This window comes from Pseudonocardia oceanicola, assembly GCF_047200735.1.
Lineage (GTDB): Bacteria > Actinomycetota > Actinomycetes > Mycobacteriales > Pseudonocardiaceae > Pseudonocardia.
This window is the reverse complement of record NZ_JBJZON010000010.1, coordinates 155,111-181,212: the sequence shown is the minus strand read 5'-3', so window position 1 is coordinate 181,212 and position 26,102 is coordinate 155,111. Positions and strand designations below refer to the sequence as shown.

General features: G+C 72.7%; 22 protein-coding genes. 11 read left to right on the top strand and 11 right to left on the bottom strand.

Translation table 11 applies throughout. The annotated features are described in order from the left end of the window. Window positions 1–55: 55 nt before the first annotated feature. A complete protein-coding gene (locus tag ACL02T_RS16950) occupies window positions 56–505 on the bottom strand; it encodes a DUF2795 domain-containing protein (protein ID WP_412831687.1) in 450 nt (149 codons plus the stop codon). A 118-nt stretch (window positions 506–623) separates the two neighbouring features. Between ACL02T_RS16950 and ACL02T_RS16945 the strand changes: the two genes are divergently transcribed. Further along, window positions 624–1,283 carry a mycothiol-dependent nitroreductase Rv2466c family protein gene (locus ACL02T_RS16945; RefSeq protein ID WP_503129092.1) on the top strand — a complete coding sequence of 220 codons (660 nt, stop codon included), beginning with the start codon at window positions 624–626 and terminating at the stop codon, window positions 1,281–1,283. Window positions 1,284–1,286: 3 nt separating this feature from the next. On the opposite strand, the gene ACL02T_RS16940 is transcribed toward ACL02T_RS16945, so the two are convergent. Then, entirely contained in the window at window positions 1,287–1,787 is a 501-nt protein-coding gene (locus tag ACL02T_RS16940) for a hypothetical protein (RefSeq protein WP_412831685.1), read from the bottom strand. 654 nt (window positions 1,788–2,441) lie between these two features. Between ACL02T_RS16940 and ACL02T_RS16935 the strand changes: the two genes are divergently transcribed. From ACL02T_RS16935 to ACL02T_RS16925, 3 genes are read left to right on the top strand one after another with little or no spacing between them, the layout of a single operon-like run. After that, the gene (locus tag ACL02T_RS16935; RefSeq protein WP_412831684.1) at window positions 2,442–4,790 is read left to right on the top strand and encodes a molybdopterin cofactor-binding domain-containing protein; all 2,349 of its coding nucleotides are present in this window, start codon (window positions 2,442–2,444) and stop codon (window positions 4,788–4,790) included. 27 nt (window positions 4,791–4,817) lie between these two features. Continuing rightward, complete coding sequence (locus tag ACL02T_RS16930; protein WP_412831683.1) at window positions 4,818–5,288, top strand: (2Fe-2S)-binding protein; 471 nt, start codon at window positions 4,818–4,820, stop codon at window positions 5,286–5,288. A gap of 8 nt (window positions 5,289–5,296) precedes the next feature. Beyond that, window positions 5,297–5,575: a hypothetical protein gene (locus ACL02T_RS16925; protein ID WP_412831682.1), complete on the top strand. Its 279-nt coding sequence runs from the start codon at window positions 5,297–5,299 to the stop codon at window positions 5,573–5,575. Between the two features lie 132 nt (window positions 5,576–5,707). On the opposite strand, the gene ACL02T_RS16920 is transcribed toward ACL02T_RS16925, so the two are convergent. Together ACL02T_RS16920 and ACL02T_RS16915 are read right to left on the bottom strand one after the other, a co-directional pair. Further along, window positions 5,708–6,454 (bottom strand): IclR family transcriptional regulator, encoded by a 747-nt coding sequence (locus tag ACL02T_RS16920; protein WP_412831681.1) that lies wholly within the window; start codon window positions 6,452–6,454, stop codon window positions 5,708–5,710. Then, entirely contained in the window at window positions 6,451–7,902 is a 1,452-nt protein-coding gene (locus ACL02T_RS16915) for an APC family permease (RefSeq protein ID WP_412831680.1), read from the bottom strand. The genes ACL02T_RS16920 and ACL02T_RS16915 overlap by 4 nt, the downstream gene beginning before the upstream one ends. A gap of 199 nt (window positions 7,903–8,101) precedes the next feature. Between ACL02T_RS16915 and ACL02T_RS16910 the strand changes: the two genes are divergently transcribed. The 5 genes from ACL02T_RS16910 to ACL02T_RS16890 all read left to right on the top strand — a co-directional run bounded on the left by ACL02T_RS16910 (window position 8,102) and on the right by ACL02T_RS16890 (window position 14,218). Further along, window positions 8,102–9,532: an APC family permease gene (locus ACL02T_RS16910; protein ID WP_412831679.1), complete on the top strand. Its 1,431-nt coding sequence runs from the start codon at window positions 8,102–8,104 to the stop codon at window positions 9,530–9,532. Window positions 9,533–9,546: 14 nt separating this feature from the next. Beyond that, entirely contained in the window at window positions 9,547–11,487 is a 1,941-nt protein-coding gene (locus ACL02T_RS16905) for a primary-amine oxidase (protein WP_412831678.1), read from the top strand. Further along, window positions 11,484–11,921 carry a DUF2784 domain-containing protein gene (locus ACL02T_RS16900; RefSeq protein ID WP_412831677.1) on the top strand — a complete coding sequence of 146 codons (438 nt, stop codon included), beginning with the start codon at window positions 11,484–11,486 and terminating at the stop codon, window positions 11,919–11,921. Before ACL02T_RS16905 ends, ACL02T_RS16900 begins: the two co-directional genes overlap by 4 nt. 80 nt (window positions 11,922–12,001) lie before the next feature. Further along, window positions 12,002–12,388: a DUF6394 family protein gene (locus ACL02T_RS16895; RefSeq protein WP_412831676.1), complete on the top strand. Its 387-nt coding sequence runs from the start codon at window positions 12,002–12,004 to the stop codon at window positions 12,386–12,388. 6 nt (window positions 12,389–12,394) lie between these two features. Further along, window positions 12,395–14,218 carry a potassium channel family protein gene (locus tag ACL02T_RS16890; RefSeq protein WP_412831675.1) on the top strand — a complete coding sequence of 608 codons (1,824 nt, stop codon included), beginning with the start codon at window positions 12,395–12,397 and terminating at the stop codon, window positions 14,216–14,218. Between the two features lie 46 nt (window positions 14,219–14,264). Here ACL02T_RS16890 and katG read toward each other — a convergent pair whose 3' ends face one another. The 3 genes from katG to ACL02T_RS16875 form a co-directional block, all read right to left on the bottom strand. Further along, a complete protein-coding gene (gene katG / locus ACL02T_RS16885) occupies window positions 14,265–16,466 on the bottom strand; it encodes a catalase/peroxidase HPI (RefSeq protein ID WP_412831674.1) in 2,202 nt (733 codons plus the stop codon). Then, window positions 16,463–16,966 (bottom strand): Fur family transcriptional regulator, encoded by a 504-nt coding sequence (locus tag ACL02T_RS16880; RefSeq protein WP_412831673.1) that lies wholly within the window; start codon window positions 16,964–16,966, stop codon window positions 16,463–16,465. Before ACL02T_RS16880 ends, katG begins: the two co-directional genes overlap by 4 nt. Window positions 16,967–17,089: 123 nt before the next feature. Beyond that, on the bottom strand, window positions 17,090–17,866 hold the full coding sequence (locus ACL02T_RS16875; protein WP_412831672.1) for a TrbL/VirB6 family protein: 777 nt from the start codon (window positions 17,864–17,866) through the stop codon (window positions 17,090–17,092). A gap of 152 nt (window positions 17,867–18,018) precedes the next feature. Here ACL02T_RS16875 and ACL02T_RS16870 point away from each other — a divergent pair, with 152 nt between their 5' ends. Then, window positions 18,019–18,543 (top strand): DUF421 domain-containing protein, encoded by a 525-nt coding sequence (locus ACL02T_RS16870; RefSeq protein ID WP_412831671.1) that lies wholly within the window; start codon window positions 18,019–18,021, stop codon window positions 18,541–18,543. Window positions 18,544–18,552: 9 nt separating this feature from the next. On the opposite strand, the gene ACL02T_RS16865 is transcribed toward ACL02T_RS16870, so the two are convergent. Further along, window positions 18,553–19,608, bottom strand: coding sequence for an acetate/propionate family kinase (locus tag ACL02T_RS16865; protein WP_412831670.1), 1,056 nt, complete (start codon window positions 19,606–19,608; stop codon window positions 18,553–18,555). Next, window positions 19,605–21,959, bottom strand: a complete 2,355-nt coding sequence (locus ACL02T_RS16860; protein ID WP_412831669.1) for a phosphoketolase family protein — start codon at window positions 21,957–21,959, stop codon at window positions 19,605–19,607. Before ACL02T_RS16860 ends, ACL02T_RS16865 begins: the two co-directional genes overlap by 4 nt. A 160-nt stretch (window positions 21,960–22,119) precedes the next feature. On the opposite strand from ACL02T_RS16860, the gene ACL02T_RS16855 reads away from it, so the two are divergent. Further along, window positions 22,120–22,695 carry a dihydrofolate reductase family protein gene (locus ACL02T_RS16855; RefSeq protein WP_412831668.1) on the top strand — a complete coding sequence of 192 codons (576 nt, stop codon included), beginning with the start codon at window positions 22,120–22,122 and terminating at the stop codon, window positions 22,693–22,695. A 43-nt stretch (window positions 22,696–22,738) separates the two neighbouring features. On the opposite strand, the gene pntB is transcribed toward ACL02T_RS16855, so the two are convergent. Beyond that, a complete protein-coding gene (gene pntB / locus ACL02T_RS16850) occupies window positions 22,739–24,187 on the bottom strand; it encodes a Re/Si-specific NAD(P)(+) transhydrogenase subunit beta (protein ID WP_503129091.1) in 1,449 nt (482 codons plus the stop codon). A gap of 4 nt (window positions 24,188–24,191) precedes the next feature. Next, entirely contained in the window at window positions 24,192–25,790 is a 1,599-nt protein-coding gene (locus ACL02T_RS16845; RefSeq protein ID WP_412831667.1) for a Re/Si-specific NAD(P)(+) transhydrogenase subunit alpha, read from the bottom strand. Window positions 25,791–26,102 lie beyond the last annotated feature (312 nt).

The window sequence follows — 26,102 nt, the reverse complement described above, 5'->3', positions numbered from 1 at the left end:
GGGTCGCCCGGACGGTCCGCGGTCCGTCAGGCCCCGGCCCGGGCGGGCCGGCGCGTCACGCGTCCTCGGGCCGGCCGCCGAGGTGGTCCTTGATCTCCTTCATCACGGTGTTGGGCCCGTCGACCTCGCGCAGGCCCTGCAGGGTCTCCACCAGGTCGTCCGGCGCGCCGTTGCCCTTCGCCGCCTGGGCGAGCCGGGCGCCGTCGGCGGGGTAGTCGACCCCCTTGAGGTACTTCTGCACCTCGTCGACCTGGAACGAGGGGCTCTCGACGTCCTTGTACTGCCGCTCGTCCCGGGAGTTGCCACCGGGGGTCGAGCCGCCGAGATCGCCCTTCAGCTCGGCCATCACGGTGTTGGGCCCGTCGACCTGGCGGAGCCCGCGCAGCGCGCCGACCAGCTCCTGGTCGGCACCGTTCTTCTCGGCGAGCGTCGCCAGCTCACCACCGTCCATCGGGTAGTCCGCGCCCTTGAGCGCCTTCTGCACCTCGGTCACCTGGAACGACATGTGGGGGGCGTACCCGGCGCACGCGGCCTCACGCCCCGCGGTCGGCCGGGCCCACATCTACGGTGGGCGGGTGAGCGATCTGCGGTTCTACTTCGACCCGGTGTGCCCCTTCGCCTGGATGACCAGCAAGTGGGTGCGCACGGTGCAGCGCCGGCGTTCCTACGAGGTGGAGTGGCGCTTCGTCTCCCTGCGCCTGCTCAACGCGCACGTCGACTACGAGGCCCACTTCCCGGAGGGCTACGAGGCCGGGCACACCGCGGGCCTGCGGCTGCTGCGGCTGGCCGCGCGGGTGCGCGAGGAGCACGGTCCCGAGGTGGTCGGGCCGCTGTACGAGGCGTTCGGCGACCTGCTCTTCGAGCGGAGCGAGCCCCAGGAGGCCCGCTCGCGCACACGCGCGATCGCCGCGCAGGCGCTGGCCACCACGGGGCTACCGGCCGGCCTCGCCGCCGCGCTCGACGACGAGGCGCTCGACGCGGTGATCGGCGCCGAGACCGACGAGGCGCTCTCGCTGACCGGCAAGGACGTCGGCACGCCGATCCTGCACTTCGCCCCACCGGAAGGCACCGCGCTGTTCGGCCCGGTGATCAGCAGGCTGCCCGCGGAGGAGGACGCGGTGCGACTGTGGGACCACGTGGTGGCGCTCGCCGAGTTCCCGGGGTTCGCCGAGCTCAAGCGCAGCCTGCGGGAGCGGCCGCAGCTGCCCTCGTTCGGGGTGCGGCCGGGCGAGGCCGGGCGGGAGGAGGACTGGCACGCGGGCAGCCGCCGGCTCCGACGCTGAGCCCTACCCGCGCAGCGCCTCGTACACGGCCGCGGTGACCAGCCCGTACGTGAGGTGCGGGATCAGGTCCTGGACCCAGGAGCTCGCCGGCCACCTGCGGGGGTCGGTCACGCCCAGCACCGTCATCGGTGCGGTCGAGCCGACGTTCGCCGCGAGCCCCGCGGCGAGCCCGCGGACCGGCAGCGACAGGCGGCGCAGCGCCGGGTGGGCGAGGGCGTAGGCCGCGCCGGTGCCCAGGCCGGCGGCGATGCCGAGGAGCGCCCCGATCCCCGACCGCCGGTTGCCGGCCTGCTCGCTGTCGGACCCCTCCCGGGACAGCGACACACCGGCGAGGTCCTCGGCCTTTCGGACCGTGTCCTCCGGGGTGGTGCTCGACGGCCGCGCGAAGAGCGCCATGTCGAGGTAGGTGACCGCGTTGAGGGCGGTGGTCCCGGCGGCACCCGCGGCGAGTCCCGCCCAGTGGGCAGGGACCCGGCGGCGACGCGTCCAGAGGCGAACTGTCATGCCCGCGGGTTCCCTGCAAGTCCCGTTCCACACTCGACCGATGTCGCCGGTCGTCGCCGGTCGTCGCCGACCTCGCGGTCGTCGCTCCCCGGGCACCACGGGGGCGGCTGAGTGTCTACAGATCGCGATCGGTCCGTCAACTTTCGCGTCACATGACCGACGACCGGAGCAGGGGCGACACACTGGCTACCCGCCTTCGACGGTAGGGGACACGCCGGTTGCCCGGGTTGACCGGATCGAGTGATGCCGGCCCGGCCCGGCAGGGCTGGGAGCCCTGGCTGTCGCGGGCCGTGACAGCCCGACCGCACGGAGTATGTCGACCGGGCGGCACCACCTCGCGGCCAGCGGCTCGGGATCACGGAGCGCACCCGGCCGGCGGCGGCGCGCGGCGACCCGGGCGACACCGAATCGTCGGTGTGTCGTTGCTGCACCAGTCGCCCGGACGACCGGAAGGTCCGGATGCGGGCGAGGCGGACCCGGCACGCGACCCGTGTCCCCGCCGCCCCGTACGGGGTCCGGACGCCGAGCGAGAACCGCTCGGACAGTCGTCGGTGCCCGCGGCGGGGATGCCGCGGGCGACCCGGCCGACGGCCGCCCGGACCCCACCCGAACGCCCCCGCGCCTGCCGGCAGGCCCCCAACGAAGAGGACCACGATGGCCCACCATCGCTTCGCTCCCCCGAAGGCCAAGGAGCCCGGAACGGGGCTGCGCGCCCCGGTCGGGCGCCGCAAGTTCCTCGGTTACCTCGTCGCCGCACCGACCCTGGTGGTCGCCGCCGAGCTCACCCGCCAGACCGTGTTCGAGGGCCCGTCGGCCTCCGCTGCGCCCATCCCCTCGGTGCCCCAGACGCCCGAGGCCTACGACCTCCTCGACCTGATCCGCGACGCCGCCCGGCCGACCGCGAACCTCGTCCGGGTCGAGGTCAACCGGGACGGCACCGTCTCGTTCGCGCTGCCGCGGTCCGAGAACGGCCAGGGCATCGTCACCTCGACGCAGATGATCATCGCCGAGGAGATGGACCTCGAGGTCGAGCAGGTCCGGGTCACCCTCGCCGACGCCCGACCGGAGCTGATGTTCAACCAGATCACCGGCGGGTCGAGCACGACGTTCTGCACGTACACCCCGATCCGGGTGGCGGCGGCGCTGGCCCAGATGCGGCTGCTCGACGCCGCCGCGCAGCTCCTGCAGCAGGACGTGCGCACGCTGACCGCGCGCAGCGGCCTGATCACCGGTACGGCCGGCCGCGTGCTGTCCTACGGCGACCTGACCGAGGCCGCGGCCGGCCGCGTCGACGAGCAGGTCGAGGTGGTGCTGAAGCCGCGCGAGGACTTCCGGATCATCGGCAAGCCGCACAACAAGACCGACACCCGGGACATCGTCACCGGCCGCAAGCGCTTCGCGACGGACCTGCAGATCCCCGACGCGCTGCCGACGGTGATCTGCCGGGCGCCCGACCTCAACGGCACCCCCGACAGCGTCGAGAACGCCGACGAGGTCCGGGACATGCCGGGGGTCACGGACGTCGAGATCGTGTCGACGGGCGTGGCCGTGCGGGCGAAGACCTTCGGCCAGGCGATCGACGGCGTCAACGCGCTGCGGGTGAACTGGAACGACGGCACCGTCCACGGCGAGAGCGACGAGACGGTCCTGGCCAAGCTCCGGGAAGCCGAGCTGCCGATGGCCGCACCGGCGGTGGGCGGCCAGACGGTCGACGCCTCGTTCACCTTCTACTTCAAGTCCAACAGCTCCCTCGAGAGCAACTGCGCGATCGCCGACGTCCGGGACGGCCGCGCGGAGATCTGGGGGCCGATGAAGACCCCGGTCAGCGCGCAGGCCGACATCGCGAAGAAGCTGGACCTGCCCCAGAGCGCGGTGACCATCCACGTCACCGAGGGCGGCGGCTCCTTCGGCCGCAAGCTGTTCTGGGACGCCGCGCTGGAGGCCGCCGAGGCCTCGCGGGCGATGGGCAAGCCCGTCAAGCTGATGTGGACCCGGTCCGACGACTCCCGCCAGGGCCGCGTGCACCCGATGGCGACCTCGCGGATCCGCGCCTCGGTCACCGGGGACTCGGTACTCAGCTTCGAGCAGCGGCACACCAGCGTGTCCACGGACTTCACCCACGGCCTGGGCGAAGCGATCACGGCCGCCGGCGCGCGGGCACCGCTCGGCAACCTCACGTTCGCCGAGTCGATCTTCGAGCTGACCCAGGTGACGCCGTACGACTACGGGGTGTCCACCCGGCTGCTCAACGAGGTCGAGATGGGCTTCAACACCTCGTCGATGCGGAACGTCTACTCGCCCGACGTCGCCACCGCCCGCGAGGTCGTCACCGACCAGCTCGCGGCGAAGGTCGGCCAGGACCCGTACGAGTTCCGCCGCCAGTTCCTGCGCAACGACCGGATGCGGGCGGTGCTCGACGCCGTCGCGAAGGAGGGGCGCTGGGGCCGGTCGATGAAGGACGGCACGGCGCAGGGCATCGGCTTCCACACCGAGTACAAGGGCGTGTCCGCGGCGCTGGTGGAGATCGACTGCCGCCCGCAGACGGTGAACCGGAAGATCCGCGAGGCGGTGACCGGTCCGCGCGTCACCCGCGTGACCTTCGCCGTCGAGATCGGCCTGGTGATCAACCCGCGCGGGCTCGAGGCGCAGATCATGGGCGGGATCAACGACGCGGTCGCGCTCATGCTGTCCTCCAGCCTGCACCTGACCGACGGCCACTTCGTCGAGGCCAGCTGGGACAACTACTTCTACACCCGGCAGTGGAACGCCCCGCCGGAGATGAACATCATCATCCTCGACTCACCGAGCGACGAGCCGGGCGGCGCCGGGGAGTTCGGCGTGGCCGCCACCTGCGGCGCGATCGCCTGCGCCTACGCCCGGGCGACCGGGACGGTGCCGGAGTACTTCCCGCTGAACCACAAGGACCCGTTCCCGTTCGAGCCCAAGCCGGTGGTGCCGCCGATCCCGGCCTCGCCCACCGACGGCCTGCGCTACACCTACTGACCCGTTCCTCACGAGGGAGAGCACCCCATGCCCACCCACACCTTCACGCTCAACGGCGAGCGGGTCACCGTGGACGTCGAGGACGACGTGCGCCTGCTCTGGGTGATCCGCGACATGCTCGGCGTCACCGGCCCCAAGTACGGCTGCGGGATCAACGTCTGCAAGGCCTGCACCTGCCACATCAACGGCAAGGCCTTCAACCCCTGCTCCGTACCCGTCGGTGCGATCTCCGACAGCGACGAGATCACGACGATCGAGGGGCTCGCCGACGGCGACGAGCTGCACCCCATGCAGAAGGCCTGGATCGACCGTGACGTGCCGCAGTGCGGCTACTGCCAGCCCGGCCAGATCATGGCTGCGGTCGCGAAGGTCCGGCAGTGCCGGCGCGAGGGCCGCGACGTCGACGACGAGGCCGTCGAGGAGATCCGCAACATCTGCCGCTGCGGCACCTACCAGCGCATCCGCGAGGCCATCAAGGCCGGCGCGGACGACATGTGAGGACCGGGATGAAGAAGCGCATCATCTGCAGTCTCGCCCTCGGCGGCGCCCTGCTCCCCCTCGGCACCGCCGGCACCGCCCTCGCCGCCGAGGACCTCACCGGGGACCTCGCCCACGGCGCCAGCGCCACCCAGGCCACCGCCGGGACCGCCGCCGCCTCCTTCCTCGACGCCGCCGACGGCAACGGCCCCACCGGCGCCGACGGTGTCGAGACCGAGTTCCCCGACCCCGGCTTCGACTACGTCGACGGACCCGCCGGCGGCCTGCTCGACGGCCCCTTCGACTGACGCCCGGAGGATGCACTATGGAACCATGATGCGCCGAACCGGGTCTGAATATGCGCACTATGGTTCCATAGTGCGCGAAATCCGGCTCGAATACCGCGTTATGGTTCCATGGTGCGTTCAGCCCGGCGCACCTCAGGCCAGGAGGGGCGCCAGGCGGGCGGCGTGGTCACGGAGCACCCGGACGATCTCGTCGTTGGGCTCCGCGATCCGTGCCGCCGGGCCGGCGACGGCGAGGCCCGCGACGAGCCGGTGGTCCCGCGGCCCCCGGATGGGCACGGCGATGCAGCCGCGGTCCTCACGGAGCTCCCCGCACTGCCGGGCCAGCGCGTCCCGGGCCACCGCCTTGAGCGTCCGGTCCAGCTCGGACTCCGAGGTCACCGTCCGCGCGGTGAACGGCCGGACCTCGCGCACCAGCGCCCGCCAGTCCGCCTGCTCGGCCAGCAGCAGCCGGCCGAGCGCGAAGGCGTACGGGTAGCGCGCGAGCCGGCCCGCGTCGGGGGCGGGATGGTCGGGGTCGGGGTCGATCAGCGAGACCTGCCCGCCCGCGTACCACGCCACGTGCACCGCCCAGCGGGTCTGCGCACGCAGGTGGTCGACGACGGCCCGGGCGGCGGTGCTCAGTTCGGTCCCCGCGGGCAGCGCGAGCCGGGCCGCGCGGCGGCCGAGCGCGAACCCGCTCAGGTCCGGGAGCCGCACGAGGTACTCCTCGGCGACCAGCAGGTTGAGGATCCGGTAGGTCGTGGCCTGCGGCATGGCGAGCGACTCGGAGATCTCCTTCGCCGTGACGCCGGGGCCCGCGGCGACGACCTCCTCGAGCACGTGCAGCGCGCTGCGGACGGCCTTCGGCTGCCTCCCGGACAGCGGGATGGATCCGGTCATGCCGCGCCGCGGTTCGGGAAGAGGACGTCGCCGGCCGTGGTCTCGTCGTAGACCCCGATGTCCGCGAGCGCGGCCGGCCGGCGCAGGCGCAGCACCAGGTAGCAGGCGGCGCCGAGCACGGCGAGCCCGGCGAGCAGCACCCCGGACAGCGGCCGCGTGACCACGAACGCCACGAGCACGACCAGCAGGATCGGCACGATCACCGCACTGGCGGCGACGGCGGGCCAGGTCAGCTCGCCGATGCGGTACAGGAACACCGGAGCGGCCGCACACACCAGCAGGTAGGCGAGCAGGAACCCGCAGGCGGCGAGGGTCAGCATCGCGACCAGCACGGACGTGAGCGGGACGCCCGCGGCGAACAGCGCCACCGGCAGCCCGGTCGTCACCGGCACGGACGCGGCGATCGCGACGTGCGGCGTCCGGAAGCGCCGGTGCGTCCGCCCCATCGCCCGCGGGGCGACCCCGTCGCGCGCGAGGGAGAACAACACCCGGGCCAGCGCCGTCGACGCCGCGAGGCAGCAGGCGAAGAAGGACATGGCCAGCCCGACGTCGAGCAGTACCGGCAACCAGCCCCGGCCGTTGGCGGCGGCGAGGGTGACCACGGGCTCGGACCGGCCCGCGAGGCCGCCCGGGGTCGCGGAGAAACCGAACACCTGCACCTGCGCGGCGAAGACGTAGAGCACCCCGGCCACCGCCGCGGTCAGGCCGACGGCGCGCGGGACGCTGCGGAAGGGCCTGCGCACCTCGCTGCCCAACGCCGTGGCGATCTCGAAGCCGATGAACGCGGCCAGCGCCGGCAGCACACCGGCGACGACGCCACCGAGGCCGGGCGGACTCATTCCCGTCGCTCCCGTCGGCGTGCCGTCCGCCGGGCCGCCCGCCAACAGCAGCGAGAAGACGACCAGCATCGACGTGATCGAGATGCTCTCGACCAGCAGCACCACCCGCGCCGACAACCGCGCCCCGCGCAGCACCAGCACTCCGGTGCCGAGCCCGATCACCGCCATCATCACGACGGCACCCACCCCGCCCGGCGTCGACCCGGTGAGCTCGCCGATCAGCGCGTCGAGGTACACCGTGGCGCCCACCAGCGCGGCCGCGGCCAGCAGCCCGTAGCCGACCGACGAGGCCAGCGCGCTCGCGTACGCCGCGGCGGGGGTGAGCCCCTTCGCGGTCAGGCTGTACAGCCCGCCGGAGGCGGCCATGCGGCGGGTGAACCGGGCGATGCACCCCGCGATCAGCAACGCCAGCGCGGTCGCGATCACGAACGACCAGACCGTCCCGCGGCCCGCGGAGACGGCGACGATCGCCGGCGTGGCCGCCATCGCCGCCGAGGGCGCCGCCCCGGAGACCGACTGGGCGAACACCTCGAGCGGGCGCAGCCGGCGGCGCTCCAGCCCCTCGACGGGTGATCGGCTGCGCAGCCGCACGCGCGCGTCGTCGCGCATCCCTGCCCCTTCCCCCGCACCTGCCCGGAGCGTAGGGCGGGAATGGTGCCAGCCGGCGCGCCGCGATGACCAGCACCGACGGCCCGAATGAGAACCGGACGGCTCGGACCCGGCCGGAATGAGAACGCCCTTTGACGCACCTGCCGTGGCCGCTCACGGTGGTCCGCATCACTGTCGCCGAGCACCTCGGGAGCCGCGCATGAGCGTCACGGGTACGGATCGATCACACACCCTCACCGGCAGGCTCGGTGTCGGGTCGATCGTGTTCATGGTCGTCGCGGCCGCGGCACCGTTGACCGTCATCGCCGGCACCGTCCCGCTCGGCCTGGCCGCGGGCAACGGCGCCGCCTTCCCCGCCACCTTCGCGCTCTGCATGGGCATCCTGCTGCTGTTCGCGGTCGGGTTCTGCGCGATGAGCCGGCACGTGCCGAACGCCGGTGCCTTCTACGCCTACGTGCAGAAGGGGCTCGGCCGCCCGCTCGGGCTCGGCTCCGCGTTCCTCGCCCTGGTCACGTACGCGGCGGTGCAGCTGGCGGTGTTCGGCTACATCGGCGCCGTGATCGACGCCCTGGCCCGGCACTGGGGCGGGCCCGCGCTGCCCTGGTACGTGTGGTCGCTGCTCGTGGCCGCCGTCGTCGGGGTGCTCGGGTACCGGCACATCGAGCTGTCCGGCAAGGTGCTCGGCGCCCTGCTGATCGCGGAGGTCGCGATCGTGCTGGTGTTCGACGCCGTGGTGATCGGCAGCGGTGAGCACCTCTCGACCGCGTTCGTGCAGCCCCCGCAGTTCGTGTCCGGCTCGCTGGGCATCGCGATCATGTTCGCCATCGCGTCGTTCATCGGGTTCGAGGCCACCGCGGTGTTCCGCGACGAGGCCCGGGACCCGCAGCGCACCATCCCGCGGGCGACCTACACCGCGCTGCTGCTGATCGGCGTCTTCTACACCCTGTCCAGCTGGGCCGTCGTGTCCGCGTGGGGCGACGCCGCCGCGATCGAGGCGGCGACCGCCGATCCCGGCACCATGATCGTCACGACGATCACGAACGTCCTCGGGCCCGCCGGCGGCGACGTCGCCCAGGTCCTGCTGATGACCAGCCTGTTCGCCGCCGCGCTGTCCTTCCACAACGTGCTGGCGCGGTACTACTTCTCGCTCGGCAACTCCGGGGCGCTGCACCCGGCGGTGGGGCGCAGCCACCCGCGCCATTCCTCGCCGCACGTGGCGTCGCTGACCCAGACGATCGTCGCGGCGTCGTTCCTGGTGATCTTCGCGATCGCCGGGATGGACCCGGTGACCCAGGTCTTCGCCTGGATGGCCGGCACCGCGACCCTCGGCGTGCTCGGCCTGATGACCCTGACCTGCGCCGCCGTGCTCGTCTACTTCCGCCGCAGCCGCGTCGACACCCGGTTCTGGCACACCGTCGTCGCCCCGGCCCTCGGGCTGATCGGCCTGCTCGCCTGCCTCGTCCTGACCGTCTCGAACTTCCCGACGCTGATCGGCGGCTCGGGCGCGCTGGCCCTCGGCATCGGCGCGATCCTCGTGCTGGCGTTCGTCTTCGGCGTCGTCTGGTCCCGCCTGCGCACCGTGTCCGGCTCCTTCCCGGGAACCACCGTCCCCGCCGCCGACGCGGCCTGAAAGGAGAACCTCCGATGACCACCCTCGAGAACCGCACCCACGCGCTCGCCATGACGAGCGAGGCGGAGGTCCGCACCGTCCGCGAGGTGCTGCTCGACGCCGGGCTGCTGGGCGAGACCGTCCGCTACACCTTCTTCACGCCCGAGGAGCCCACCAAGGGCGAGGTCCTGAGCGGCGCGGAGACCGACCGCCGCTTCCGCGTGATCCTGCTCGACATCGCCAGCGGCCGCTCCTGGGACGTCGTGGTGTCCACCGACTCCCGCTCGGTCGTGTCCAGCCGCGAGCTCGACCCGCCGCGCGACGGCCAGCCGCCGATCATCGACACCGAGTTCGAGATGATCGAGGACATCCTCAACGCGGCCGCCGAGTGGCGCGAGGCGCTGGAGCGCCGCGGCATCGACCCGGCCCAGGTGCGCGCGGTCCCGCTGTCCGCCGGCGCGTTCGACGACTACCCGGAGCACCCGGGCGACCGCGTGGTGCGCGCCTTCGGATTCCGCCAGGACCACGAGAAGGACCACCCGTGGGCGCACCCGATCGACGGGCTCGTCGCCTACGTCGACCTCACCGCCCGCACCGTGGACCGCGTCGTCGACCACGCCGAGCACCCCGTGCCCGAGACGACCGGCAACTTCGACGACCCCGAGGTCCAGGGCCCGCCGCTCGACCTCAAGCCGATCGAGATCACCCAGCCGGAGGGCCGCTCGTTCACGGTCGAGGACGGGCACGTCCGCTGGGGCAAGTGGGACCTGCGCATCGGGTTCAACGAGCGCGAGGGCCTGACCCTGCACCAGATCGCCTTCGACGGCCGCCCGATCTGCTACCGCGCCTCGGTGGCCGAGATGGTCGTCCCCTACGCCGACCCGTCCCCGGTCCGCTTCTGGCAGAACTACTTCGACTGCGGCGAGTACATGTTCGCCCGCTACGCCGACTCGCTGCAGCTGGGCTGCGACTGCCTCGGCGACATCCTCTACACCGACGCCGTGATCGCCGATGACCTCGGCAACCCGCGCACCATCCAGAACGCGATCTGCATGCACGAGGAGGACTACGGCGTCCTCTGGAAGCACTCGGACATGTTCACCGGGTCCCGCGAGACCCGCCGCCAGCGCCGCCTGGTGATCAGCTTCTTCACGCCGATCGGCAACTACGACTACGGCTTCTACTGGTACCTCTACCTCGACGGCACCATCGAGCTCGAGGCCAAGGCCACCGGCATCGTGTTCACCTCGGGCACGCCCGGCGAGTACGCCACCGAGATCGCGCCCGGCCTGGGCGCGCCGTTCCACCAGCACCTGTTCTCCGCGCGGCTGGACATGACCGTCGACGGCGGGCGCAACGCCGTCGAGGAGATCGAGGCCGCGCGGGTCCCGATGGGCGAGGGCAACCCCTACGGCAACGCCTTCGCCCGCAAGGTCACGCGCCTGTCCCGGGAGTCCGACGCCCAGCGCGACGCCGACGCGTCCACCGGCCGGGTCTGGCACATCATCAACACGGAGAAGACCAACTCCCTGGGCCAGCCCGTCGGGTACACCCTCCACCCGGAGGGCCAGCCGACCCTGCTGGCCGACGACGCGTCCGTGATCCGGTCCCGCGCCACCTTCGCCAGCAAGGCGCTGTGGGTGACGCAGTACGACGCGGACGAGCGCTACCCCGCCGGCGACCTCGTGAACCAGAACCCGGGCGGCGCCGGGCTGCCGGCCTGGGTGCAGGCCGACCGGCCGGTCGACGGCGAGGACATCGTCGTGTGGCACACCTTCGGGCTCACGCACTTCCCGCGCCCGGAGGACTGGCCGATCATGCCGGTCGACTACACCGGTTTCGTGCTCAAGCCGTCGGGCTTCTTCGACCGCAACCCCGCGCTCGACATCCCGGCCTCCACCGACGGCCACTGCCACGGCGGGGACAGCGGCCACGCAACGGTGCACGGCCCGGGCAAGGACCGCGAGCCCGAGTGACGCACGGCGGACACGGGCCGGTGGATCGTCAGGCCTGGTGGACCCGGCTCCGGCCGGTCATCCTGGTCGTCGTGGCGTACCGGTTCCTCGCCGACGCGGTGATGCTGGTCCACTTCGCGTTCCTGGCCTTCGTCGCGCTCGGCGGTTTCCTCGCCCGGCGGTGGCCGCGGGTCCTCGTGCTGCACGTGGCCGCGGTCGGGTGGGGCCTGGTCAGCGTGCTCGCCCACGTCGAGTGCCCGTTGACGGCGTGGGAGGACCGGTTCCGCCGGCTCGCCGGGGAGCAGGGACTGGCGCGGGGCTTCATCGACACCTACCTGACCGGTGTGCTCTACCCGCGCGAGTACCTGCCCGGCATCCAGCTCGCGATCGGCTGCCTGGTGGTCGTGTCGTGGGTGGGGTTCGCGCTGCGCCGGCGCCGTGTGGTGCGGCGCTGACGCCGCACGTCGACCAGGCGCGCGCCCCGACGTCGTGCCATCCTGTCGCCCGGGCGGGAGGACCGGAGCCGGGAGCACGCATGAACCTCGAGAAGGTCGTGTTCGGCTTCTTCGTGCTGCTGGCCGCGACCCTCAACTTCGGCTTCTTCCTCGGCGACATCTCGAACCCGGCGCTGCACAACATCTACGAGCTGTTCGCCGCCATCGTCGTCAGTCTCATCGCGACGGTGCTGAAGTTCGGCGACCGCACCCAGATGGGCGCGGTCCACCTCGCCACCAGCCTGGTCGCCGACCTCCAGCTCATCGCGGCGGCACTGGCCTGGACCTACTCGGCGCACGTCGCCGAGAACAGCCTGACGCCCTCCGCGATGGCCGCCGTCGTGTCCCTCTCCGGCGGGGCCCTGTTCGCCAACGTGGTCTCGGTGGTGCTGCTCGTGGTCGAGACCGTGTCGTACCACCGCCGGTAGACACTCATGGGCAACCCGCTGCTCTCCTTCTGGATGCGGCTGCTGGGGCAGGACGAGGAGCCCCGTCCCCGCGGTCCGTCCCGGCGGATCCCGATGGCGTCCGCCGTCGAGGCCGAGTCCACGATCTTCCTGATCCTGCGCCGCATGCGCGCCCCGTTGATCGTGCTGATCACGATCTTCGCGGTGAGCGTGTTCGGCCTGACCCTCGTCCCCGGTCAGGACGCCACCGGCGCGCCGTACCGGATGAGCTTCTTCGACGCCTTCTACTTCATGAGCTACACGGCGTCGACGATCGGCTTCGGCGAGCTGCCGAACACGTTCACCCCCGCCCAACGGCTGTGGGTCACCGCGACGATCTACCTCACGGTCATCGGCTGGGCCTACGCGGTCGGCACGCTGCTGGCGCTCCTGCAGGACCGCGCGTTCCGGCGGGCGCTCGCCCTGCAGCACTTCACCCGCAAGGTCAAGCGGCTGCGCGAACCGTTCCTGCTGATCGTCGGGCACGGTCGCACCGGTGAGCTGCTGTGCCGCGCGTTCGACGCGCTCGGCAAACGGGTCGTCGTGATCGACATCGCCGAGGACCGCATCGACGCCCTCGAGCTCGGCTCGTACCACGGGGACGTCCCCGGGCTCGTCGCCGACGCCCGCGACCCGGGGCACCTCGGCGTGGCCGGGCTGCGCAACCCGCGGTGCGAGGCCGTCGTCGCCCTCACCGACGACGACGAGGCCAACCTCGCCGTCGCGATGACCGCGGCACTGCTGCGACCCGACCTGCCGGTGATCGCGCGCACCGTCTCGCCCGCGATCGGCGAACGCATGCGGGCCTTCGGCAGCCCGACCGTCGTCAACCCCTTCGACCGCTTCGGCGACCACCTGCGGATCGCCATGCGCTCGCCCGCGTCCTACCAGCTCATGACGTGGCTGGAGAGCGGACCGGGCGCCGAGCTGCCCACGCGGGGACGGCCGCCCGGCGAGGGCCGCTGGGTGGTGTGCGGTTGCGGCCGCTTCGGCCGCGAGGTCATCGCCGACCTGCGCGCCGAGGGGCTCGACGTGACGGTGGTCGAGCCGCGCGCCACGGCACCCGGACCGGGCGACGGCGTCACGCCCGTCGAGGGTTCGGGCGTGGACCCGACGGTCCTGGTGCGCGCGGGCGTCGCCGACGCCGTGGGGTTCGTCGCCGGCACGGACGACGACACCACCAACCTCTCGCTGGTCTCCGACGCCCGCCGGCTGAACCGCTCGATCTTCGTGGCCGCCCGGCAGAACCGCGCCACGAGCGCGCCGCTCTTCGCCGCCATGGAGATCGACTCCCTGCTCGTGCCGGCCGAGGTCGTGGCGCACGAGGTGTTCGCCCAGCTCAGCACCCCGCTGCTCTGGCGCTTCCTGCAAGGGGTGCCGCAGCAGGGCGACGCGTGGGCGGCAGACCTGCTCCGGCGCGTGACCTCGGACTGCGGGCAGCGGATGCCGGCGCTGTGGAAGATCCGGCTCGACCGCGGCGAAGCGCCGACCCTGCTCGGTTGGCTCGATTCCGGCGAGGCCCGGCTCGGCGACGTCCTGCGCGACCCGGAGCGCCGCGAGGACCGGCTCGGCATCACCGTGCTGATGATCCTGCGGCGGGCCGGCGACGGTGCGGAGGAGCACGTGATGGGGCCGGACGACGACTTCGTCCTCGCCCCGGACGACGAGCTGCTCCTGCTCGGCACCACCCCGGCCCGCCGCGGCCTCGACCTCACGCTGCTGGTCGACGCCGCCCGCGAGTACGTGCGGACCGGGCGACGGGTGCCGGCCGGCTGGCTGTGGCGCACGCTCACCCGGGCCCGGGTCGGCTGAGCGCGCCGGCGCCCGGGCCGGCGTGCGGCCGGGCCCGGGCCCGGCCTCACGGTCGGGCGAGGTCGAACCGGTCGAGGTTCATGACCTTGTCCCAGGCCGCGACGAAGTCGTGCACGAACCGCTCCTTCGCGTCCTCGCAGGAGTAGTACTCGGCGATGGCCCGAAGCTGGGCGTTCGCGCCGAAGACGAGGTCGACGGCGGTGGCGGTCCACCTCGCCTCGCCCGTGCTCCGGTCCCGGCCCTCGTAGACGTTCTCCTCCGACTCGGACGTCCGCCACTCCGTGCCCATGTCGAGCAGGTTGACGAAGAAGTCCGAGCTCAACGTGCCGGGCCGGTCGGTGAGGACGCCGTGCCGGACGTGCCCGGCGTTGGCGTCCAGGGCCCGCATACCCCCGACCAGCACCGTCATCTCGGCTGCGGTCAGGTTGAGCATGTACGCCCGGTCGACCAACCGCTGCTCCGGCGGCACCTTGTCGCCGGCCCGCATGACGTTGCGGAACCCGTCCGCGCTCGGTTCGAGCACGGCGAAGGAGTCCACGTCGGTCTGCTCCTGCGAGGCGTCCGTGCGGCCCGGTGCGAAGGGGACCGTGACCTCGTGCCCACCGTCGTGCGCCGCCTTCTCGACGGCCGCGCAGCCGCCCAGCACGATCAGGTCGGCCAGCGAGATCTTCTTCCCGCCGGACTGCGCGTCGTTGAACTCCTGCTGGACCCGCTCGAGGCTCTCCAGGACGGTCGTCAGCTCGCCGGGCTCGTTGATCTCCCAGCTGCGCTGCGGCTCGAGCCGGATCCGTGCCCCGTTCGCCCCGCCGCGCTTGTCCGTGCCGCGGAAGGAGGCCGCCGAGGCCCACGCGGTCGCGATCAACTGCTGCACGGTGGGTCCCGAGTCGAGGAGTGTCCGCTTGAGCGCGGCCACGTCGTCGTCGCCGACGAGCTCGTGGTCGACGGTCGGGACGGGGTCCTGCCACAGCTGCGGCTCGGCCACCCACGGGCCGAGGTAGCGCGAGACCGGGCCCATGTCGCGGTGCAGCAGCTTGTACCAGGCTTTGCCGAACGCGTCGGCCAGCTCGTCGGGGTTCTCGTGGAAGCGCTTGGTGATCGGCCCGTAGGTCGGGTCGAACCGCAGCGCGAGGTCCGAGGTCAGCATCATCGGCGCGTGCCGCTTCGCCGGGTCGTGGGCGTCGGGCACGGTGTCCCGGGCCTCGGGGTTCTTCGGCGTCCACTGCTTCGCCCCGGCGGGGCTCTCGGTGAGCTCCCAGTCGTAGCGGTACAGGTTGTCGAGGTAGCCGTTGTCCCAGCGGGTGGGCTCGTTCGTCCAGGCACCCTCGAGCCCGCTGGTGAGCGTGTCGGCGCCCGTGCCGCTGCCGCAGGTGTTCCGCCAGCCCAGCCCCTGCTGCTCGATGGGGGCGCCCTCGGGTTCGGGCCCGAGGCAGTCCGGGCTGACCGCGCCGTGGCACTTGCCCACGGTGTGGCCGCCGACGATCAGCGCCACCGTCTCCTCGTCGTTCATCGCCATCCGGCTGAAGGTCTCGCGGATGTCCCTGGCGGAGGCCAACGGGTCCGGGTTGCCGTTGGGCCCTTCCGGGTTCACGTAGATCAGGCCCATCTGCACGGCGCCCAGCGGGCCGGCGAGCTCGCGGTCGCCGCTGTAGCGCTCGTCGCCCAGCCAGGTGTCCTCCGGTCCCCAGAAGATCTCCTCGGGCTCCCAGATGTCCTCCCGCCCGAAGCCGAAGCCGAAGGTCTCGAAGCCCATCGACTCGTAGGCGCAGTTGCCGGCGAAGATGATCAGGTCGGCCCAGGAGATCTTCCGGCCGTACTTCTGCTTGACGGGCAGGAGCAGCCGGCGCGCCTTGTCCAGGCTGACGTTGTCCGGCCAGCTGTTCAGCGGCGCGAACCGTTGGGCGCCGCTGCCACCGCCGCCGCGGCCGTCGGCGATGCGGTAGGTGCCCGCGGCGTGCCAGCTCATCCGGATGAACAGGCCGCCGTAGTGGCCGTAGTCGGCCGGCCACCAGTCCTGCGAGGTCGTCATCAGCTCCATGACGTCCCGCTTGAGGGCTTCGACGTCCAGACCCGCGAACTCCTTCGCGTAGTCGAAGGCCCCGCCCATCGGATCGGCCTGCTGTGCGTGGGTGCGCAGGACGGAGAGGTCCGGCTGGTTCGGCCACCAGTCCCGGTTCGTCATGGCACGGTGGGCCTGCGGTACAGGCGAGGGGATCGCCGGGTTCTCGCTCTCGCTGACGCTCTCGGTCACGTCGGTCCTTCCTCCCGTCTCACTGGTTCCTTCTGGTCGCCGATCGCTCGTCGTGGTCCGTCGCCGGGTCCGGCCGGGGCGCCGGCGACGCACGCCGGGCAGAGGCCCCAGTAGATGACCTCGGCCTCGTCGATCGCGAAGCCGCGACCGTCGGACGCGGTCAGGCAGGGGGTGACGCCGACGGCGCAGTCGACGTCGGCGATCGCGCCGCACGAGCGGCACACCACGTGGTGATGGTTGTCCCCGACGCGCGCCTCGTAGCGCGCCACCGAGCCCATGGGCTGGATCCGCCGGACGAGCCCCGTGGCCGTGAACGCGCGCAGCACGTCGTAGACGGCCTGATGGGACACCGCGCCGAGGTCCTCGCGCACCGTGGCGAGGATCGACTCCGTGTCCGCGTGCGGGTTCTCGTGCACCGCACGCAGCACCGCCACCCTCGGCCGGGTCACCCGCAGGGCGGCCCCGCGGAGCATGCGCTCCAGGTGCGGCGTCGTCGGCACCCGCCCGAGTGTCGTCCGGTTCCTTGAACCACTCAACGAGCAGGTCGCAGGTCCGCCACGTTCGGCTCAGCGTCACGGCGACCGGGGGCGCCGGCGCTACGCCGGGCGGCAGGCCCTGGTGGTCTACCGGAGTGAGGCGGGCCGCTCGTCCTCGACGTCGGTCTCCTCGTCGTCCTCGTCGTCGTCCTCGTCCTCGGCGTCGGCGTCGGCGTCGGCCTCGGTCCGAGAGTCGGGCCGCCGGGAGGCCGCGAACTGCTCCAGCCGCTCGGCGAGCCGCTGGAGCCCCTGGAGCGCCATCAGGGCCAGCCGCTTGATCAGCTGCAGCAGGATGGCCGCCCTCGCGACGAGGAAGCGCAAGGCCACCCCCGTGCCGGTCCGGACGACCGAGCCCACGGCACCGACGGTGCTCTTCAGCGTGCCGGTCGCGGCCGACGCCAGCTCACCGACGCCGGAGACGGCGCCCTGGCCGGCCTCGGCCACCCCCGCCGCGGCGCCCCGGCCGGTGTCGGCGGCGGCGCGCCCGGTGCCACTCACCGCTTGCGCCGCACCGGAGGCCGCGGTCGTCCCGGACTGCGCGAAGGCCCGAGCGGTTCGTTCGGCACCCGGCGTGACCGCCTGTCCCGCCCGGCCCGCGGCCTGTCCCGCCCGGCCCACGGCCCGACCCGTCCGGCCCGCCTGCGTGGCCACGCTCCGGCCGGCCCGGCCCGCGGCCCGACCGGTCGTCCCCGTCGCCCGGCGGACACCTCCCGCGATTCCCGGGACGCGTGGCTTGGTGCCCCCGTCGGGTGCGTTCGTCCCGGGCACCCGGCCCCGGGTCTTCCGCGCGGCGTCGGACGCGTCCTGAGCACCTGCGCGCGCGGCGCGCCCGCGCTCGTCCTGGGGCCGGTCGGATTCCGTCATCGGTCCGCTCCTTCGGTCGGGCCGCAGGGCTACCACTTCCCGGTGCCCGGCTACCTCGCAGGAGCGATGCGGCGGGCAATTTGCGCCGAACGGACGCACGCCCGGACCCCGGGTCCCGCACCACGGGAGGACCGAACGCCAGAGCCCGGACGGTGAGTCGCACGCGTCGGAGCGGGAACCCCGCCGGGATGTGGTTCGACTCCTGGTCCGATCTCGGCCGCATCCTCGTGGTGGGGCCGCTCGCCTACGTGGCCCTGGTGGCCGTGCTGCGCATCTCGGGGGCGCGCACGCTGTCGAAACTGAACGCGTTCGACCTCGTCGTCACGGTGGCGCTGGGGTCCACGTTGGCCACGGTGCTGCTCAGCAGCGACGTCAGCCTGGCCGAGGGGGTGCTGGGCCTGGTGGTGCTCATCCTGCTGCAGTACCTGGTGAGTCGCGCCTCGCTGCGGTGGCCGCGGGTCGAGCGGATCGTCAAGTCCGAGCCGGTGCTGCTCTACCGGCGCGGGTTCGTCGGCCCGGAGATGCGCCGGGCGCGGGTGACCCGCGACGAGGTCCACCAGGCGGCCCGGGCGTCCGGGCGGGCGAGCCTGGCGGAGGTCGAGGCCGTCGTCCTGGAGACCGACGGCACCCTCAGCGTCCTCCCCGCCGTCCCCGACCTGCCCGAACGCCACGGCTGAGCGGCCGTCTCACCCGAGGGCCGCGCGGGTGCCGCGGGCGATCTCGAGGTCCTCCCGGGCCGGGACGACGAGGGTGCGGACGGCCGCCCCGGGCCCGGTGATCTCGCCGTCGGTGCTGTCCTCCTGCGCGGGGTCGACCGCCACGCCGAGGAAGGCGAGCCGCTGCGCGGCCCGGGTCCGGATCCCTCCGGCGTGCTCGCCGACGCCGCCGGTGAACGCCAGCACCTCCAGGCCACCGGCCGCGGCGGCCATCGAGGCGATCCCCGCGGCCAGCCGGTGGACGTAGACGTCGAGGGCGAGGGCGGCGTCGGCCTCGTCGCGGGCGGCGGCCGCCACGACCTCCCGCATGTCCGCCGTACCCGCCAGCGCCGCCAGCCCCGAGCGCTTCTCCAGGGTATCGGCGACCTCGTGCGGGCTGAGGTGCTCGTGCTCCTCCAGCCACAGCACCAGGCCCGGGTCGACGGTGCCGGAGCGGGTCGCCATGACGAGCCCCTCCAGCGGCGTGAAACCCATCGTGGTGTCCACGCTGCGCCCGTCGAGCACCGCGGCCAGCGACGCCCCGGCCCCGAGGTGCGCCGTGACGACGCGCCGGGCCCCGGTCAGCTCGGCGGCGCGCGCCGCGCACCAGGCGTGGGACAGGCCGTGGAAGCCGTAGCGGCGGATCGCGTACCGCTCCCGCCACCGCCTCGGCACGGCGTAGGTCGCCGCCGCCTCCGGGATCGTGGCGTGGAAGGCGGTGTCGAAGCAGGCCACGGCCGGGACGTCGGGCAACAGCGCGCCGACGGCGTCGAGACCGGCCAGCGACTTCGGCTGGTGCAACGGGGCGAGCGCGGACAGGTCCTCGAGCTCCTTCCGCACCGTCCGGTCGATCACGACGGGGTCGGTGAACCGGGTGCCGCCGTGCACCACGCGGTGGCCGACGGCGTCGGGCGTCGGCCAGTCGCGCACGAGCCCGTCGAGGTCGGCGCCCGGCTCGGTGTCCGCGGTTCGCTCCACCTCGTCGTCCGGCCCGAGGAGGCGGAGCTTGAGGCTGGACGAACCGGCGTTGACCACCAGGACCCTCATGCCCACCGCCAGTTCGCGATCTCCGGGTCGTCCTCGCCGTGTTCGCGGGTGTAGGCGCGGGCGGCCAGGCGCCGGTCGGCCATCCGCTGGCGCAGGGTCGCGGCCCGGCTGCCCAGCGACGGCACCCGGTCGATCACGTCCATGACCAGGTGGAAGCGGTCCAGGTCGTTGAGCATGACCATGTCGAAGGGCGTGGTCGTGGTGCCCTCCTCCTTGTAGCCCCGCACGTGCAGGTTGTGGTGCCCACGGCGGGAGTAGGTCAGCCGGTGGATCAGCCACGGGTAGCCGTGGAAGGCGAAGATCACCGGCTTGTCGGTGGTGAACAGCGCGTCGAACTCGCGGTCGGACAGCCCGTGCGGGTGCTCGCGGTCCGGCTCCAGCCGCATCAGGTCCACGACGTTGATGACCCGGACCTTCAGCTCGGGCAGGTGCTCGCGCAGCAGCGTCGCCGCCGCGAGGGTCTCCAGGGTGGGGATGTCGCCGCAACAGGCCAGCACGACGTCGGGCTCGTCCTCCCCGTCGCTGCCCGTGGTCGACGCCCAGTCCCAGATGCCCAGGCCCCGCGTGCAGTGCGCGACGGCCTCGTCCATGGACAGGTAGTTCAGCTGCGGCTGCTTGCCGGCGACGATGACGTTGACGTAGTGCCTGCTGCGCAGGCAGTGGTCGGCGACCGACAGCAGGGTGTTGGTGTCGGGCGGCAGGTAGACGCGGGTGATCTCGGCCTTCTTGTTCACGACGTGGTCGAGGAAGCCGGGATCCTGGTGGCTGAAGCCGTTGTGGTCCTGGCGCCAGACGTGGCTGGACAGCAGGTAGTTCAGCGACGCCAGCGGGGCCCGCCACGGGATCGACCGGGTGGTCTTGAGCCACTTGGCGTGCTGGTTGAGCATCGAGTCGACGATGTGGATGAACGCCTCGTAGCTGGTGAACAGCCCGTGCCGGCCGGTCAGCAGATAGCCCTCGAGCCAGCCCTGGCACAGGTGCTCGGAGAGGATCTCCATGACCCGCCCGTCCGGGGCCAGGTGGTCGTCGCCCGGCTCGCGGGCGGCGTTCCAGGCCCGGTCGGTCTCGTCGAACACCGCCTGCAGCCGGTTCGACGCCACCTCGTCCGGCCCGAACAGCCGGAAGCGGTCGGGGTTGCGGTGCATCACCTCGCGCAGGAACTCACCCAGGACGCGGGTCGCCTCGCTCATCTCGACCGCGGGCTTGTCGACCGGCACGGCGTGGGCGCGGAAGTCCGGTATCGCGAGGTCGCGCAGCACCAGCCCGCCGTTGGTGTGCGGGTTGGCGCTCATCCGCCGCCCGCCCTCCGGCGCGAGGGCGCGGACCCATCCGACCACCCGCCCGTCGTCGTCGAACAGCTCCTCGGGCCGGTAGCTGCGCATCCACTCTTCGAGCTGGGCGCGGTGGCCCTTGTCGGTCCGGGTTCCGGCGAGCGGGACCTGGTGGGCGCGGAAGGTGCCCTCGACCGGCTTCCCGTCGACCACGGCCGGCCCGGTCCAGCCCTTCGGGGTGCGCAGCACGATCATCGGCCAGGTCGGGCGGCCGGCGGGCGGGTCCGCCTTGATGGCGGCGATGTCGTCGAGCGCGGCGTCGAGGGTCGCGGCGAGCTCGGTGTGCACGGCAGCGTGCTCGGTGTCGATCCCGGCGGTGACGAACCGGGGCGCGTAGCCGTAGCCGCGCAGCAGCGCCGCGAGCTCCTCCTCCGGGATCCGGGCCAGGACCGTCGGGTTCGCGATCTTGTAGCCGTTGAGGTGCAGGACCGGGAGCACGACCCCGTCGCGGCGCGGGTCGAGGAACTTGTTCGAGTGCCAGCTCGCCGCGAGCGGGCCGGTCTCGGCCTCGCCGTCGCCCACCACGCAGAGGGCCAGCAGGTCCGGGTTGTCGAACACCGCGCCGTAGGCGTGCACCAGCGCGTAGCCGAGCTCACCGCCCTCGTGGATCGACCCGGGCGTCTCCGGCGCCACATGGGAGGGCACCCCGCCCGGGAAGGAGAACTGCCGGAACAGCGCGCGCAGCCCGTCGTGGTCCTCCCCGATGCCCGAGTAGACCTCGCTGTACGTGCCGTCGAGGTAGGCGTTGGCCACGAGCCCGGGCCCGCCGTGGCCGGGCCCGGTCACGTACAGGGCGTTCAGGTCGCGGGCCCGGATCGCCCGGTTCATGTGGGCGTAGAGCAGGTTGAGCCCGGGCGTGGTCCCCCAGTGGCCGAGCAGGCGCGGCTTGACGTGCTCCGGGGCCAGCGGCTCACGCAGCAGCGGGTTGTCGAGCAGGTAGATCTGCCCGACGGACAGGTAGTTCGCGGCCCGCCACCAGGCGTCGAGCACGGTCAGGTCGTCGGACGGAACAGGGGACACGAGCGGCTCCCGCGGATCGGCGCTGGATACTGGTCCACCCCGATCGTGCCCGGCCCGCCGGTGATCGGCCAGCGCCCGCCCCCGGGTCGGCGGCCGATGAGTTCCCGGCGGCCGGACGGTCTCCCCCGCGAGAGCACGTCAGCACCCCTGAGAGGCACCGATGACCCGCACACTGATCTCCACCGCCTTCATCTCGCTCGACGGCGTCGTCGAGGCCCCGGGCGGTGAGCCCGGGCACCGCTCGTCGGGCTGGACCTTCACGGACATCGCCCAGGACCCCGACGCCTACGAGCTGAAGGACAGCGAGCAGAAGGAGGCCACCGCGATGATGCTGGGCCGGGTCAGCTACCGGGCCTTCGCGCCGGTCTGGCCGACCATGGACGACTTCGCGGACTACAACGCGATGCCGAAGTACGTCGTCTCCTCGACCCTGTCCGAGGCCGACCTCGCGACGAACTGGGGCGAGACCACCCTGCTCCGCACGCTCGACGAGGTCGCCGCCCTGAAGGAGACCGAGGGCGGCCCGATCATCATCCACGGCAGCGCGACGCTCAGCCGCGCCCTCTCCGACGCCGGCCTGATCGACCGCTACCACCTGCTCGTGTTCCCGCTGCTCCTCGGTGCGGGCAAGCGGCTGTTCAGCGAGACGGACAAGGACAAGCAGATGCTGCGGCTGGTCGACAGCCGGGCGTACGCCAACGGGGTGCAGAAGCAGGTCTTCGAGGTCGTCCGGTAGCGGCCGGGAGACGCCGTGCGGGTCGGCCGAGGCCCGGCCGGCCTCACCGGCGAGCGAGCGCGTCCGTCCTCAGTGCGGCGAGGATGTCCTGGACGCGTTCCTTGGCGTCGCCGAAGAGCATCTGGGTGTTGTCGCGGAAGAACAGCGGGTTCTGCACGCCGGCGTAGCCGGTGGCCATGGACCGCTTGAACACCACGACGGTGCCGGCCTCCCACACCCGCAGCACGGGCATCCCGGCGATCGGGCTGCCCGGGTCCTCGGCCGCGGCCGGGTTGACGGTGTCGTTGGCGCCGATGACGAGCACGACGTCGGTGTCGGCGAGGTCGTCGTTGATCTCGTCCATCTCCAGGACGATGTCGTAGGGGACCTGGGCCTCGGCGAGCAGCACGTTCATGTGGCCGGGCAGCCGCCCGGCGACCGGGTGCACCCCGAACCGCACCTCCACGCCGGAGTCGCGCAGCGTGCGGGTCAGGTCCGCGACCGGGTACTGCGCCTGCGCGACGGCCATCCCGTAGCCGGGGGTGATGACCACCGAGCGGGCGTTCGCCAGCAGATCGGCCACGCCGGCGGCGTCGATCTCCCGGTGCTCACCGGTGACCTCGGCCCCACCCGACGCGGCGGGAGCCCCGAAGCCGCCGGCGATGACCGAGAGGAACGAGCGGTTCATCGCCTTGCACATGATGTAGGACAGGTAGGCACCCGAGGACCCGACGAGCGCGCCGGTGATGATGAGCAGGTCGTTGCCCAGCAGGAAGCCCGACGCCGCCGCGGCCCAGCCCGAGTAGCTGTTGAGCATCGACACCACCACGGGCATGTCCCCGCCGCCGATCGAGGCGACCAGGTGGATGCCGAGCAGCAGCGCCAGCACCGTGACCACCCCCAGCAGCCACACCTGCGGGGTGATCACGAAGACGACGGTGAGCACGGCGAAGGCCAGCAGGGCGCCCAGGTTCAGCACGTTCTTGCCGGGCAGGGTCAGCGGCGCCGAGGCGATCTTCGCCGACAGCTTCAGGTACGCCACGACCGAGCCGGTGAACGTCACCGCGCCGATGAACACCCCGATCACCACCTCGGCGTGGTGGATGCCCAGCAGCGACCCGGCCAGCTCGGTGTGACCGGCCCCAGCACCCGTGGTGGGGTCCGCACGCTCCCCCTCCACCTCGAGGAAGCCGTTCCAGCCCACCAGCACCGCGGCCAGGCCGACGAAGCTGTGCATCAGCGCGATCAGCTCGGGCATGCCGGTCATCTCGACGACCCGGGCCCGCCACAGCCCGATCGCCGCGCCGACGACCAGGGCCACCAGCAGCAGCGCGATCCCGAGCCCGGACGCGGAGCCCAGTGCCACGATCGCCGTGGCGACCAGCGCGATGGTCATCCCGGCGATGCCGAACACCACCCCGGCCCGGGAGGTCTCGTGCTTCGACAGCCCGGCGAGGCTGATCACGAACAGCAGGGCGGCGATCAGGTAGGCCGCCGTCGTCCACGTCTGCACCAGCTCAGCTCCGTCCGGGGCTACGGGAGAACATCGACAGCATCCGGCGGGTCACCGCGAAGCCACCGACGATGTTGATCGAGGCCAGCAGCACCGCCACCGCGGCCAGCCCGAGCACGAGCCCACCGCCGCCGGTGCCGATCTGCAGGATCGCGCCGACGACGATGATCCCGGAGATGGCGTTGGTGACCGACATCAGCGGCGTGTGCAGGGCGTGGTGCACGTTCCCGATCACGTAGAAGCCGATCACGATGGCCAGCACGAACACCGTCAGGTGCCCGGCCAGCTCCGCCGGCGCGAACGCCGTCGCCAGGAACAACACCACCGCACCGGCGATCCCCACACCGGCGCGCGCCCACGGCGAGCGCTGCTTCTCCCGTTCGGGTTCGGGCCGGGCGACGACGGGCTGGGCGGCGGGGGCCGCGCTCACCGACACCGGGGGCGGCGGCCACAACGTCTCGCCCGCGTGGGCCACGGTCAGCCCCCGCACCACGACGTCGTCGAGGTCGAGCACCAGCCGCCCGTCCTTGGCCGGGGTGAGCAGCTTCAGCAGGTTGACCACGTTGGTGCCGTAGAGCTGCGAGGCCTGCGCGGGCAGCCGGCCCGGCAGGTCGGTGTAGCCGATGATCGTGACCCCGTTGTCGGTGACGACGGCCTCGCCGGCCACCGTGCCCTCGACGTTGCCGCCCTGCGCGGCGGCCATGTCGACGATCACGCTGCCCGGGCGCATCGAGGCGACCTGCTCGGCGGTGATCAGTCGCGGTGCGGGGCGGCCGGGGATCAGCGCGGTGGTGATGATGATGTCGCAGTCCGCGGCCTGCTCGGAGTAGATCTCCGCGGCCCGGCGGTCGTAGGCCTCCGAGGTGGCCTTCGCGTACCCGTCGGTGGACGCCTCCTGCTCGACCTCGACCGCCAGGTACTCCCCGCCCAGCGAGCGCACCTGCTCGGCGACCTCGGCGCGGGGGTCGGTCGCGCGGACCACCGCGCCGAGGCTGTTCGCCGCGGCGATCGCCGCCAGGCCGGCCACTCCGACCCCGGCGACCAGGACCTTGGCCGGCGGGACCTTGCCCGCCGCGGTCACCTGACCGGTGAAGAACCGGCCGAACGCGTGCGCCGCCTCGATCACCGCCCGGTACCCGGCGATGTTCGCCATCGACGACAGCACGTCCAACGACTGCGCCCGGCTGATCCGCGGCACCGCGTCCATCGCCAGCGCGGTCACGCCCCGCTCGGCCAGCTTGCCCAGCCGGTCCGGCTCGATCGCGGGGGCCAGCATCGACACCAGCGTGGCCCCCGGGCGCAGCCGCTCGATCTCGTCCGGAGCCGGGGCGTCGATCGTGACCACCACGTCGGCGTCCCACACCGGCCCCTCGGACACCTCCGCGCCCGCGGCGAGGTAGGCCGCGTCGTCGAACCCGGCCCGCCCGCCGGCACCGGCCTCGACGGTGACCGCGTACCCCAGGTCGAGCACCTTGCGGACGGTGTCCGGGGTCATCGCCACCCGGGTCTCCGCCTTCGTGGACTCGGCCACGACGCCGAGGCGCAGTGGCTGTTCGACCGGGGGTGCGGTCGAGGGCTCGGCGGCCTCGGGGCTGTCGCTCATCGCTCTCCTCGACGTCCGGCGTCGCTGTCGATCGCCACGTACGGCAGCCTGGCGGCAGTTCGGTCGCGCGCTCCTCGGCGGCCCGCGCGATCCCCAGGCGATGCTTGAGAAAGTTAACGTAGTGCTGCGCGTCAGCAAGCAACGATTTCGTCACACCGCGATCACTCCCCACGCAGCGCGCTCCGGTCCGTGCTCGGCAGGCGCGGTTACGCCAGTCCCCTGCACCGCCACACCCGTACCGAGTGGGCGACCGGCGTGCTCCGCGCAGAGGCGTCCGCTTCGCTCGTTCCGTGACGGGCGCCGAATCCTGAA

Excerpts from the sequence above, each read along its gene's own strand:
- ACL02T_RS16935 (WP_412831684.1), top strand. The coding sequence starts at position 2,442 with ATGGCCCACCATCGCTTCGCTCCCCCGAAGGCCAAGGAGCCCGGAACG.
- ACL02T_RS16950 (WP_412831687.1), bottom strand. The coding sequence starts at position 505 with ATGTCGTTCCAGGTGACCGAGGTGCAGAAGGCGCTCAAGGGCGCGGAC.
- ACL02T_RS16945 (WP_503129092.1), top strand. The coding sequence starts at position 624 with ATGACCAGCAAGTGGGTGCGCACGGTGCAGCGCCGGCGTTCCTACGAG.
- ACL02T_RS16875 (WP_412831672.1), bottom strand. The coding sequence starts at position 17,866 with ATGACGGAATCCGACCGGCCCCAGGACGAGCGCGGGCGCGCCGCGCGC.
- ACL02T_RS16910 (WP_412831679.1), top strand. The coding sequence starts at position 8,102 with ATGAGCGTCACGGGTACGGATCGATCACACACCCTCACCGGCAGGCTC.
- ACL02T_RS16855 (WP_412831668.1), top strand. The coding sequence starts at position 22,120 with ATGACCCGCACACTGATCTCCACCGCCTTCATCTCGCTCGACGGCGTC.
- ACL02T_RS16940 (WP_412831685.1), bottom strand. The coding sequence starts at position 1,787 with ATGACAGTTCGCCTCTGGACGCGTCGCCGCCGGGTCCCTGCCCACTGG.
- ACL02T_RS16925 (WP_412831682.1), top strand. The coding sequence starts at position 5,297 with ATGAAGAAGCGCATCATCTGCAGTCTCGCCCTCGGCGGCGCCCTGCTC.
- ACL02T_RS16920 (WP_412831681.1), bottom strand. The coding sequence starts at position 6,454 with ATGACCGGATCCATCCCGCTGTCCGGGAGGCAGCCGAAGGCCGTCCGC.
- ACL02T_RS16845 (WP_412831667.1), bottom strand. The coding sequence starts at position 25,790 with ATGAGCGACAGCCCCGAGGCCGCCGAGCCCTCGACCGCACCCCCGGTC.
- ACL02T_RS16895 (WP_412831676.1), top strand. The coding sequence starts at position 12,002 with ATGAACCTCGAGAAGGTCGTGTTCGGCTTCTTCGTGCTGCTGGCCGCG.
- ACL02T_RS16890 (WP_412831675.1), top strand. The coding sequence starts at position 12,395 with ATGGGCAACCCGCTGCTCTCCTTCTGGATGCGGCTGCTGGGGCAGGAC.
- ACL02T_RS16915 (WP_412831680.1), bottom strand. The coding sequence starts at position 7,902 with ATGCGCGACGACGCGCGCGTGCGGCTGCGCAGCCGATCACCCGTCGAG.
- ACL02T_RS16905 (WP_412831678.1), top strand. The coding sequence starts at position 9,547 with ATGACCACCCTCGAGAACCGCACCCACGCGCTCGCCATGACGAGCGAG.
- ACL02T_RS16865 (WP_412831670.1), bottom strand. The coding sequence starts at position 19,608 with ATGAGGGTCCTGGTGGTCAACGCCGGTTCGTCCAGCCTCAAGCTCCGC.
- ACL02T_RS16930 (WP_412831683.1), top strand. The coding sequence starts at position 4,818 with ATGCCCACCCACACCTTCACGCTCAACGGCGAGCGGGTCACCGTGGAC.